The organism is Streptomyces sp. PH10-H1 (genome assembly GCF_030063355.1).
GTDB lineage: Bacteria > Actinomycetota > Actinomycetes > Streptomycetales > Streptomycetaceae > Actinacidiphila.
Map to the genome: position 1 here is coordinate 40,196 of NZ_JASISZ010000060.1, position 11,390 is coordinate 51,585.

Genomic DNA, 11,390 nt, shown 5'->3' on the forward strand with positions numbered 1-11,390 from the left:
CCCTAAAGGAGGGCCTCCGTGCACCACTACCAAGCCGCGCTGACCACAGGCGCGGAACTCAAGACCTGGATTCTGGTTGTCGTCGGGAATGTGTTCGCCGCCGTCCTGGCGGTCCGGGCCGTCGGCCACTTCATGAAGAAGGACTGGGGGGAGATGGTGACCATGGGCGTTGCCGCGGTGTTCGTGGGCGCCTTCATCTGGTTCCCGGACAGTGTCCAGGCGATGTTGGGCGGCATCTGGGGCAAGGTCTCGGGCGCCGCCTGATGCGTGTGGGCAAGACATACACCCGGCACTTTGACCTAGAAACCCGTCAGCATGAGCTCCTCGGCGTGGACCTCGGCGAGGGCACCCCCCGCCGCGCCCTGGTCCTGGGGCTCATCCTCTACGCCGTGTGGAGCGGCGCCCTACTCCTCCTCTTCGGCTTGCCGAACCGGTTCTCGTTCACCGCGTACTTTCTGCCCCCGCTGGTCATCGTCATCTACGGCACACAGCCATCCCGGAAGGTCGATCGCCGCTGGAACATCGCCTACTGGGCGATCGGCATCCGGTACGCCGTCCTCGGACACCGCCCGATCATCTGCGGCGGACGCCGCGCCGCAACCCGTAGCGAATGGATCAGCCGCCGTGCCCGCTGGGGCACCCGCGCCGATGCCCTGATCGAGGCACCGGGCGGCGGCGCGCTGGAACGGTGGCTCGGCACAGAGGACACGAACCCGGTCGGAGCCGGCGCCCCGCTGCGCCTGGCCGCCCGACCCCGCCTGTACGGACCCGATGCCGTCGTCAGGGCCCGGGGCCGCAGGTCACGCAAGCACATGGAGGCACAGGCGTGAAGTTCGCGCAGAAGGTCGGCACATTCCTCGGCATCGGCGGGGATCGGTCCGCCAGCCCGCCGCAGTACGTCGCCCTCGCGGACGGCCTCATCATCACGGACACGCACGCTGAGGGCTGGTACGTCCTGGCCGACGCGAACACCGATCTGATGTCGGAATCGGCCCGCGATGGGGAGCTCGATCAAGCGAACGCTGCCCTAGCGAGAACTCTCGCCGGGATGGACTGCCACCTCCGCGTTCTGTGGTCTCCGCTGCATGCTGCGGACTATTTGGACGAGGCAGCGGAGATGTTCACCGCCGGCAACTGGCCGGAGTGGGCTGCAACGCGCGTCGACCGCATGGAACAGATCGGCCTACCGAGCCGCCATCTGGTGCTCGGTGTTCGGCTGACGGAGCGGACGGGGGAGGCCCAAAAGCTGAGCCGTCGTGGCATTCAACAGGGCCTCGGTGTCGCCTCGGCGGCAGTCTCCTCGCGCGAGCTCGCACGGCTCGACGCGGTGATGCGCCGCCTCGGTCGGCGCCTGGAAACCTCGCCGTGGCGCGCGCAACCCGCTTCCGTCGACATGCTCGCGTGGATGATCTCGCGGGAACAGCAGCGGGCCGCACCGCTCCCGGCGGCGAACAACGGCGTGATTAGCGGCGCCAAGCTCGCCAGTCTGACGAGGGGTCGCATCCTGCCCCACCCTGATCACCTGCGGGTGGTGAACGGCCGCGGTGAGGTCGCCGCCTGGGTTTCCGTCCTGGCCATGACCGGATTCCCCGAGGAGATGGAAAGCCCCGGCGCCGGCGAGTGGCTGCGCATCCTGTCTGAGATCAACTACGTGCCGGAGATAGAAGAGGACATCCTCGACGACGACGGCCTCGACCCCGCGTCGATGATCCTGCCGGTATCCCCTGAGGCCAGCGTGCGGTTTCGAGTGCTGCCCAAACGCGACGCCATCAAGAAGGTTGACGAGGCGCGACGGCTCGCCAAGGAGCAACGTAAAAGCGCTGCCAAGCAGAGCGCGGAAGACCCCGGCCGAGAGATCCTCGACACCGAAGAGGTGATGACTGGCCTCAAGCGCGACATGCAGCGGGAGGACGTGACCCTCGTCGATGACCACCCACGTCTGATCATCACGAGCACGGTGTCCCTAGTGGATCTGCGCGCCCGCGTAGACGCTGTGATCGGCCACTACGGGGGCCTCGGTATCGAGGTCAGCGTCGGCGAGGAGGAGCAACGCGAGCTCTGGCTCGAAAGCCAACCCGGAGACCAGCTCCGCGTACCCGACTTTGGGCACACGCGCGACGTCGCCGCTTTGTCCGGTAGCTGGTTCTGGGGTGGCGCCCGCGTCGGCGACGACTCCGGCCCCATCGTCGGCTACCTCACCGGCTCCACCCCCGGGACCTTCCGGAACGACATCACAGCAGGCAGCGAACGCGGTGACGCGACGACTTCAGCCTTCATCGGCCGATCCGGACGCGGAAAAACCACGTCCATGATGCTCTCGATTCTCGACGCCGGATTCCGCGGTGCGTACTGCCTCGCGCTGGATTTCAAGGGCGACCTTGGCGGGGTAGTCACCGCCGCGCGCCGGTACGGGTTGAACGCACATCTCGTCGAGACCGGGCCCCGGTTCGCCGGCGTCTGCGACCTTTTCCAGCTCCTCGACAAAGAGGGCTCCGAGCGGGCCCAGATCGAGGTTCCCGCCCAGCTCGGCATTGCGGTTCCGCCGCACCTGCGGGCCCGGGGCGCCGAGACCCCGATTCAGCACGCCACGAATGAGGTGATCAAGGCGGGGGAGCCTGCCACGTGGAAAGTGATCCAGTACCTGCGCGGCATGGATGACCCGCTGGCACGGGAGACCGGCGAGGCCCTCTATGAGCTCGGCGAAACCGGCATCGGCGCCCCCTTCATGGGCCGCCCGACCGGTGAGGCACCACTCACCCCGGAACCGGGGATCTGGGTCGTCCAGATTCCCGGGCTGTCCTTGCCCGGGGCCGAGACCGACCGGGAGGACTGGAACGTTCTGCAGCGCCTTTCCGTCGCGCTCATGCATTCCATGCTCGCCTACGGCATCACCACCGCAGGCCGCCGTGACCTGCGCGGACTGCGCAAAGTCGTCGCGGTGCCCGAGGTGCACGTCTTGACCGCGACCAAGGAAGGGTCCGCGTTCCTGTCGTACATCGCCCGGGTGGGTCGAGCGCTGTCCACGAGTCTCGTCATCGACACGCAGGACTGCGAGAGCCTGATCAAACTGGTAGGTGTGATCGAGCAGTTGACCATGGTTGCCGGTTTCCAGCTCACCACGAAGGACCAACAGGACGCGCTTGCCGAGCTGCTGGGTCTGCCCAAAACTGCCCACACTCGGGCGCTCATTCAATCCGTGGGCATCCTCAGCGACGGAGATATCAGGCACGGCCACTGCATCATCCGTGACCGTCGGTTCTCCTGCGCCACCGTCCAATGGGACGTACCGAGCGACGAGCTCCTCAAGCTCCTGGACACCACGCCCCGGGCCGACGTCGTCGGCGCCGTAAAGGAGGCAGCGGTATGACGCGCCACGCTACGGCCGCACTACTCACCGCGGCGTGCCTCCTGGCGGCCGGGTGCTCCTCGACGCCGAAGAAGGACGCGCCGCAGGAAAACCCGGCGGCCGACGCCCTCACCGCCGCCCGCGCCTACCAACAGGCCGCAAACGCCCAGAACTGGAAGCGGGCCTGTGAGTTGAGCACGGCCGCACTACGCGGCGGAACCGTGGCCCAGTGCACGGCCAGTCACCTTGGCCCGACCCCGACGCCGACGCCATCCGAGACGGTCACCCTCACGCCGTCCCCCACCGATTCACCGCCCACCTATGCCGACGGGTCGACACCCGAACCGCTCCCGACGCATCCGCCGGCCACGGGGCCGGACCGCGCGACGATCGGGCCTGTGACGGCCGGGGGGACGGTCCAGGTAGCCGCGACCCGGGTGCACCCGGCCGGGTACGGCGTCCTGATCACCTACACCGTCCAGTGGCCGGGCAAGCCCGCCACCACCGCCCGCCGCGCGCTGCGCGTGGTCGACGAGGGCGGGGCCTGGCACGTCGACCAACACGAGGACGTCCAAGACGGGGACAGCGGGCACGGCTCACCAGTCGCCGCCGCACTGTCCGGGGGGTAACACGCAATGCCGATCTACTACCTGCGCCTTCGGACGCTCGCCATCCCGCTGTTGTTCGCGTTCACGACGCTGATGGTTCTTGCCGGGCACGCATCCGCCCAAGACATCGACCCGGCCGGTATCGGTGACCTGATGCCGAGCCCCACATCCAAGGTGCCGGCGGGACAGGGCACGCTGTACGAGAGCTACTCGAACCCGAACCTGTGGCAGCTCGACAGCGACTATGGCAAGTGGGACATCTTGGACCCGATGGCCGAGGCCATCGCGGATATCTGCATGGCGCTTATCGCGGTCATCGGTACGGCCGTCGTCGTCATCGTCACGTGGATTTTCCAACTCACCTCGATCCCGGCCCTGGAAAACGCCATCACGAAGTCCATCGGGGGCGCGTCCGAAGGCTTGACCGTCACGCTCCTGCCAACCGCGCTCGCCGTCGGCGGCCTCGTCGCCTTCGCCCAGCACAAGCGCGGAGGCGGCGGCGGCGGACTGTCACAGCTCGCGTGGGTGCTGGTATCCGGCGTGGTTTCCGTGTCCCTGCTCAGTTCGCCCGGGACCTGGGTCAGCGGTGTTGACTCCGCCCGTCAGATCGGCGCCGGCGTCGCCATGAACGCGACCGCTCAAGGCTTGGGCGACGGCTCCGGTGACTTCCCCTTCAAGATCGGCCACGAGCCCCAGTTCAGCGGCAACGGGCGAGACGACATGCTCCGCAAGTCCGCTGATGCCGTGTGGAGGAGCTACGTCGCCACGCCCTGGTGCGTGGCGGAATTCGGGAGCTTCAAGGCGTGCGAGCTGTACGGCAAACAGGTACTCGACAAAGGCGCGAACAAGGACGCCCGGAAACAGTTCCTGCAAGACAACGTCTCCGAGGACGCGGTCGGCGGTGACTCCGCACAGTGGAGGAGAGGACACTCACCCGTCGGCCGGATCATGGTGTGTCTGCCTTCGCTCCTCTCCATCGTGATCTTTGCCGCCCTGGTGCTCATGCTGGCCTTTACGAGCCTGGCGTCTCTCCTCGGGGCGCTGATGCTCCTGGTTGCAGGCGTGTTCTTCGCCTGCCTATGGGTCATCCCCGGCCGCCCCCGCCAATGGGGGCTGCGTTGGTTCGATCAACTCCTCGGCCGGACCCTGGAGTCATTCATCGCGACACTCGTCCTCGGCTGCGTCCTGACGATCAACACCGCCACCACCCAACTCTTCGATCAGTACGGATGGCTGCCCAGCTCGGGCCTGTCGATCGCCGCGGCCGTCGTCGCGTTCCGATTCCGCTCGATCGTGTCCCAGATCGTTGGAGTGAGCGGGGGGAGCTCACCCGGGACCGCAATCATGGGTCTCCTGGCCGCACGCCGGGCAAGCCAAGCGCTGTCCGGGCTGCTCCCCGGCCGAGGTTCACCCCACCACCCGCAGCCGGTTCGTACCCTGCGCGGCCGGGACGCCCTCCCCGGCGGCGGCGGAGGAGGCGGAGACGGGGACGGCCCGCCCCTGCCCAGCATCCGCCCCCCGGCCCCACCACCGCCGTCACTGCCCGCCCCCAGGAATCCGCCCGCCCTGCCCGCCGGACCCGGCGGCGGCGGACCCAATCCACCCGGACCGCGCCCTCTGCCGCCCGGCCCCCCAAGTGCACCGACCATCACCCTTGAGCGGGACCACACCCCGCCAACGCCCCGCAGCATTCCGCCCCGTCCCCGCCCCGCGCTTCCGGCCGGCACCGGTACCGCAACCCCGACCGCGAACCCTCGCACGCCCTCCGCTCGCCGAACAGCGCCCACGTCCGTGCTGCGCCCAGAATCCGCCGCGATCCCGCAGTTCGGTTTCCGGCAGGCCCCGGCGCCGGGCCCCGCCAACCCCAGGATCATTCCGGCGACGGTCATCCGCAGCACCCCCAACGGGCCCCCGAGGCGAACCGGACGCACACAACCGCCCGCACGGACCACCGCACCGGCCTCCCGCCGGGTTCCACGACAAGGCCGGGGGTGACACATGGCCAGGAAAGACGATGACGAGCGCTCGCCCCAGGAGTGGCGGGAGATGCTCAAAACCGGCTACGACTACCCGGAGGAGGCCCGCAAGGGACGACGCCGCGACCGCCGCCAAGCACGGCGCGACCACCGCCAGGGCGAGCGCCGACGGACCGCCGAATGGATCAAAACGGAGCGCCAACGGGAGCCCGTTACCGCCGCCGGCGCCCTCCTGATTGTGGTGGTGGTGCTCGCGCTCGGCGTGGCCGCCAAGTGGCTCTGGCCCGGCCTGGTGGGAACTGAGCACGCCCGTAAACCGGTCACGGTCACCGCCGGTCCGCAGACATCCGCGCAAGACGACAAGCCCGCCGGCACGCCGAGCGCCAGCTCGTCGCCGACGTCGCCGCGTCCGTCCCCGACGGTGGACCTGCGTGCACCCGACAAGGTCGCTCAACAGGCCGTCGAGCACTACCTCACCCGTAACCCGCCCGTGGACCGGAACCACAGCGCCGCCGTCCTCCGGGCCGCCCCATGGATGACCCCGAGCCTGGTCGAGAATCTGGCGAGCAACAGGGACCCGCGCTGGGACAAGCTCGTCAGCCAAGGAGGCGTCAGCACTGTACGCGCGGTGCAGGTAGGACCGGCCGCTCCCGGCCTACCCGTCGATACGCCCCTGCGGGTCTGGCGCAAGGTCACCGCCACCGTCGCCATCGAGGGATACACCGCCACCACGGAAACCACGGTGCTCCAAACCGAGCTGACCCTCGACGGCGAGAAATGGCGCGTCTCGCGGATAGTGGGCCTGTAGTGGAAGGCGCCGACGCCCTACGGGCCGCCGCCAACGTCGCCGGCCGCGGCCTCATGCTCAAGGTCGGCGCCGTTGGGGCGGTCTGCTTCCTCGTCTTCCTCCTGGTCGTGGGCATTTTCGGGGCAGGGATCGGAGGGAAAGCCTTTGCGGACGGGTGCGGCTCCATTGGCCAACCCGGCGCCGACCTCGGCAGCACCGGGGGCAACGGGGCACCGGACGCCCCCGGGGAACAGACGCGAGCGGACCAAATCAAGAACGCGCAGGCGATCGACGCCGTGGCCAAAGCCCGCGGACTGCCCGGCCGCGCAACGCTCGTGGCCCTCATGACTGCATTGCAGGAGTCGACGCTCCTCAACCTCGATCACGGAGACCGGGACTCCATCGGCCTTTTTCAGCAACGGCCGTCGCAAGGTTGGGGGACCAAAGAACAGATCATGAAACCGGGGTACGCCGCCTCAATGTTCTTCTTCGGCGCCGACAGCGGCAGCCCCCAAGGTCTCACCGACATCCTCGCCTGGCCGTCCATGGACCTCGGCGCCGCCGCTCAAGCAGTGCAGCACTCCGCCTACCCCGACCTATACAAAGGGCAAGAGGGCCCCGCCCGTGAGATCGCAGGACTCGCGACGATCGACCTCAACCGCCCTGGCACAGAGAAAGGCAACGTCGACCAAGGCACACAAGGCGGAACCGCAAGCGGAGGAACCGGCTCGACCGAGTGCTACACCGAGGGCACGCCAGGCAAGCCCGGCGAGCCATTCCACGATGGCGCCGCCGGATGGCCACCCGATGTCAAGAATCCGCGATCCACGGCAGAAGCCATCGCATGGGCGACCCTGCAAGCCACTTCGAGTACCCCCGGCTGGTACCGGGCCTGCCTCGCATTCGTAGCCAACTCGCAAGGCTGGACATTCTCCGGGGTCCCGTATGCCATAGACCACTACAAAGAAATGCCCGCAGCAATGAAGCACGACAAAGACAGAAACCCCCCACCGGGGGCGCTCATGTATTGGGAAACTGGAAGTCGCGCCGGACACGTAGCGCTCTACCTCGGTGATGGGAAAATTGCGAGTAATGATATCGAGCGGCCTGGATTCATCGACGTCGTACCCGCAACAGACATCGAAACCAAATGGGGCGCCACTTACGTAGGCTGGGCCCCGCCGTATTTCCCCAAGGGCGGATAGAACCATGACCACGACCGACCCTGACACGGTCCCCGCTGCGCCCGTCTACACCATCACCGTGACCTCGACCGGTCAGGCCATCATTGACGGCGAGCCCATCCCCACGGCCACCACCACCCCCGACGCGGCACGCATCGCGGCACTTGCCGAGATCACCATCAAGGCCGCGCTACACGGGCGTCCTGTCCGGGTTCTCGCCAAGGAGGCCGACGGCTCCGTCTGGCCGCTGATAGTGGCCGTGAACGGCTCCGTGACCACCCTCAGCACGCCGCACCCCACACCGGCCCCACCCGCCGCCCCGGCGCCCGCCCAGGCCACCCCACAGCGCGCCCGCTACATCCCGCCGGCACCAACACAGGCGCCCACCCCGGCCTCTCCCCGGGAGCAGCAGCAACCGCAACCAGCACCCCTCGCGGCCCCGGAACCGGACTGGACGCGACCCCCGCCCGCAGAACCGTACGCCGCCGCCATACGGGATCACCACGCGGAGCGGGCGGCGGGCGACTACCCCGCCGCCCTCGCCTCGGCGGAGCGCCTCGCGAGCCAGCTCGCCGAGCAGTTCGGGCCCCACCATCCTCACACCGTCAACATGCTGACCGGGTGGGCGTGGCTGGGCACCCAAGCGTGGGGATCACGGAGCGAGTCCATCGAGCTGTACGACCTCACCGAGCTCCTCCTACGCACGGCGCAGCGCCGCCAAGAGGCCAGCGCTCCGCACGCCGAAACGGCGCAATGCGTCAGCAACGCCTACACCGCATGGCGACAGCTCGGCCTACAAGATCCAGAGTCGGCCCGAGACCTGTCCAACGCCCTCCTCGGCGTGCTGGAAACCGCCAAGAATGAGGAACTGTCCAAGGGCGTCATCCAATGGATTGAAACCGGCGGACTACCCAACGGGACGACGTAACCGCCCCCCACACCACACAGAGAGCCTCCGCACCGGTCAGCCGGTGCGGAGGCTCTCGCCTTTTCCCCGGGAGCAGCACAGGGCGCAGCAAGGCGCAGCAGGGCGGTAACGGGCGTACAGACCTTTCCTTCCGGGGCGTGGCCCAGGGTGCCACACGGCACGCCGCGCGCCGCCCGGAGGGCCCTGGCGGGCCCTCCGGGCGAATTGCCGGGCGCCTACGGCGCGTTCACCGGCAATTCGGTCCGCTTCGCGGACCGCCCTTTTGCCTGCGCCTACGGCGCGCACCGGCAAAAGGGTTTTTGGCCCTGCGCCTACGGCGCGCACCGGGCCAAAAAGCACACGCCGTGCCGTGCGGCCTCCTGGGCAACGCCCCGGAAGCACACAACGAAAGGCACGCTCCCGTGAACTCAAGCACGCCCACCCTCAACACGACCCAAAACACCGAGCGCTACACGCTCGGGGACGCCGACCAAGAATGCCGCTATCCCGTCCTCGTCGCAGGGCAGCGTATCGGCCTGGTGTTCCGCTGGCACGGCGCTTGGTTCGCCGTCGCCGACGGACAGAGCGAAGAAGTTCGCGTTGCCGCCGGACGCATCGGCGGAGAAGCCGCCGCGCGATACCTCGTCGATGAATTCGACGCCGGGCGTATCACTCCGGAGAGCAGCACCGAGGCCGGGATCGTCGAGGCCAGCGGAACGTTCGGTCCGACACTGCTCCTGCACCCGCGTATGCCCGCCACAGCCCGCAACGTCGAGGCGGCCACGCTCGCTATGGCCGGACTGAGCGAATACCTCTGGACCCCGATGGGCGGTTACCCGGGCGCAGATAACCCGTGGGTCATGGCCTGCCAGCTCTGCGACTGGCAGGGACCGCGCTACTGGTCCCACCTGCGCGGCCGGAACGGAAATCCCGCATCGCCCTACCGGCACCCCGGATGCATTGATGCCGCCCAGGTTCGGGCGCGAATCACCGCCTATCAGAAGTAGATCGGTCGAGTCCCTTCCCCGCAATCGCGAGGAAGGGACTCGGACTCAACACGGAAAATCCCCGACGAAAGGAAAGCTCCCGTGACTCCGATTTGTTGCCAGCAGTGCGGCGGACTGACACAATTCCGAATCACATACGACACGCTGTTCGTGTGCGACACATGCGGAAATCTTCTCGACCCGCGCGACATCGAACTAGACGGAAACGAAATCTGGACGGTCGACACCGAGGGATCACTCGGATACGTCACTGACCCCGCCGTATCCCTCGCGGAAATGTCCGAAGCAATCGAGGAGTACCTCGAATCCTCGGATAGCGCATACGGTCAGCTCGCGTCCCTCGAAAGGCACCGAGTAGCCCTTATGGCGTTCCTTGATGCCAGAAGCGAAGGAATCAAGCCCCGACCTACCTACACGTGGGTACAGGTCTATGACGCTGTGAACGAGGGTGCCGACGTCGTAAATGACTCCCTCGGGCTCGGCGAGCCGGAATCGGACGCGATCAATCTCGCCGTCAACGCGGCAATTGCGTGTCTCGAAAAGCCGGGAACATCGTTCGAGGAAATGATCGAAAGCAATTACAGCGACGACACCACCGACGAAATCCGCTCGTGGTGGGGATGGGGCAAGTGAGCATCGACGAAGAAGGCCCCATCGAGGCCAACCGGACCCGCGCTAGCTGGGCTGTCGCTGCCCTTGCAGCGTTCGGCAGGCAGACGGGCCAGAACTACACCGACGGCACTCTCAACGTCGATGACGAGGCACTCAGGGAAATTGCCGGAGACCTCCTCGCGAATCTCTTCCACCTCGCTCGGATCAACGACGTAGACCCTGAGGAGATTGTCCGTTCCGGATACTCGCACTACGAAGAGGAGGTAGCAGAGGAAGAAAGAGAGTAACAAATAGGCAAAGAAAGCAAAGGGCGGCGAGTCTCTCGCCGCCCTTTGCTATGCCCGAAAAGGCGCGGCTAATGGACAGCCCTGCGGGCTGGTCCGCCTCTCAAGTGGCCTTCGGCCACGGGCGGACGTGGCTCCGCTTCGCGGACCCATAGAGGAAACCGCCCCCGCAATGGCCTTCGGCCAAGGGGCGGAAAAGATTCTGACCTTCGGTCAGCCGCTATCGCGGAGGGCCCCTCTAAGGCCGCTTCGCGGCCGGGGCCCGCCCCTGCGGGGCAAGAGGAAACGGCCTACGGCCGAAACTTCTTGGGAACACCTGGGGTAGTGCCTGGTTTTTCGGGTTTCTACATGGTGCATCACATCCCGTCAGGTCCCAGAGCGAGACGCTGTGTTGAGGAGATGGATAGAGTAGAGTCGCCTCAAGTACCTTACTGACGATGCGTCAGAAAGTAGGCGACCAACGAATTCATAAACAATTCGATATCTAATCAAAAGGCGATTGTGGCATAGCGAGTATTTGTTTTCACGTTTCAGTTCGATTACCTGCACCCGAAGAACCGGAGCCGCCCCCTCCCTCTTTGCCAGCCCGCCGCGAAGCGGCTATCTTTGGCCGCGAAGCGGCAAAAGAGCAGCTCAGAGGCCGCGAAGCGGCCCATCAGCCACCCGCCGGCCCGCGCGA

The 11,390-nt window shown here is 67.1% G+C and carries 11 protein-coding genes; all 11 read left to right on the forward strand.

Going from position 1 to position 11,390, the window contains the following annotated elements:
* The first annotated feature begins 18 nt into the window (after positions 1-18).
* The gene (locus tag QMK24_RS29625; protein WP_283469893.1) at positions 19-264 is read left to right on the forward strand and encodes a TcpD family membrane protein; all 246 of its coding nucleotides are present in this window, start codon (positions 19-21) and stop codon (positions 262-264) included.
* A 65-nt stretch (positions 265-329) separates the two neighbouring features.
* On the forward strand, positions 330-830 hold the full coding sequence (locus QMK24_RS29630; protein ID WP_283469894.1) for a hypothetical protein: 501 nt from the start codon (positions 330-332) through the stop codon (positions 828-830).
* Entirely contained in the window at positions 827-3,367 is a 2,541-nt protein-coding gene (locus QMK24_RS29635; protein WP_283469895.1) for an ATP-binding protein, read from the forward strand. Before QMK24_RS29630 ends, QMK24_RS29635 begins: the two co-directional genes overlap by 4 nt.
* The gene (locus tag QMK24_RS29640; RefSeq protein ID WP_283469896.1) at positions 3,364-3,975 is read left to right on the forward strand and encodes a hypothetical protein; all 612 of its coding nucleotides are present in this window, start codon (positions 3,364-3,366) and stop codon (positions 3,973-3,975) included. The genes QMK24_RS29635 and QMK24_RS29640 overlap by 4 nt, the downstream gene beginning before the upstream one ends.
* 6 nt (positions 3,976-3,981) lie before the next feature.
* On the forward strand, positions 3,982-5,949 hold the full coding sequence (locus QMK24_RS29645) for a hypothetical protein (protein WP_283469897.1): 1,968 nt from the start codon (positions 3,982-3,984) through the stop codon (positions 5,947-5,949).
* Positions 5,950-5,952: 3 nt separating this feature from the next.
* Positions 5,953-6,738: a hypothetical protein gene (locus QMK24_RS29650; RefSeq protein ID WP_283469898.1), complete on the forward strand. Its 786-nt coding sequence runs from the start codon at positions 5,953-5,955 to the stop codon at positions 6,736-6,738.
* Positions 6,738-7,922 carry a C40 family peptidase gene (locus tag QMK24_RS29655; RefSeq protein ID WP_283469899.1) on the forward strand — a complete coding sequence of 395 codons (1,185 nt, stop codon included), beginning with the start codon at positions 6,738-6,740 and terminating at the stop codon, positions 7,920-7,922. Before QMK24_RS29650 ends, QMK24_RS29655 begins: the two co-directional genes overlap by 1 nt.
* Positions 7,923-7,926: 4 nt before the next feature.
* Positions 7,927-8,829 carry a hypothetical protein gene (locus QMK24_RS29660; protein WP_283469900.1) on the forward strand — a complete coding sequence of 301 codons (903 nt, stop codon included), beginning with the start codon at positions 7,927-7,929 and terminating at the stop codon, positions 8,827-8,829.
* Positions 8,830-9,230: 401 nt separating this feature from the next.
* Positions 9,231-9,815 (forward strand): hypothetical protein, encoded by a 585-nt coding sequence (locus QMK24_RS29665; RefSeq protein WP_283469901.1) that lies wholly within the window; start codon positions 9,231-9,233, stop codon positions 9,813-9,815.
* Between the two features lie 150 nt (positions 9,816-9,965).
* On the forward strand, positions 9,966-10,448 hold the full coding sequence (locus tag QMK24_RS29670) for a hypothetical protein (protein ID WP_283469902.1): 483 nt from the start codon (positions 9,966-9,968) through the stop codon (positions 10,446-10,448).
* Positions 10,445-10,714 carry a hypothetical protein gene (locus QMK24_RS29675; RefSeq protein ID WP_283469903.1) on the forward strand — a complete coding sequence of 90 codons (270 nt, stop codon included), beginning with the start codon at positions 10,445-10,447 and terminating at the stop codon, positions 10,712-10,714. Before QMK24_RS29670 ends, QMK24_RS29675 begins: the two co-directional genes overlap by 4 nt.
* Positions 10,715-11,390 lie beyond the last annotated feature (676 nt).

Bases quoted from the DNA above. Each gene is read 5' to 3' on its own strand.
- QMK24_RS29640 (WP_283469896.1), top strand. From the start codon at position 3,364: ATGACGCGCCACGCTACGGCCGCACTACTCACCGCGGCGTGCCTCCTG.
- QMK24_RS29645 (WP_283469897.1), top strand. From the start codon at position 3,982: ATGCCGATCTACTACCTGCGCCTTCGGACGCTCGCCATCCCGCTGTTG.
- QMK24_RS29650 (WP_283469898.1), top strand. From the start codon at position 5,953: ATGGCCAGGAAAGACGATGACGAGCGCTCGCCCCAGGAGTGGCGGGAG.
- QMK24_RS29660 (WP_283469900.1), top strand. From the start codon at position 7,927: ATGACCACGACCGACCCTGACACGGTCCCCGCTGCGCCCGTCTACACC.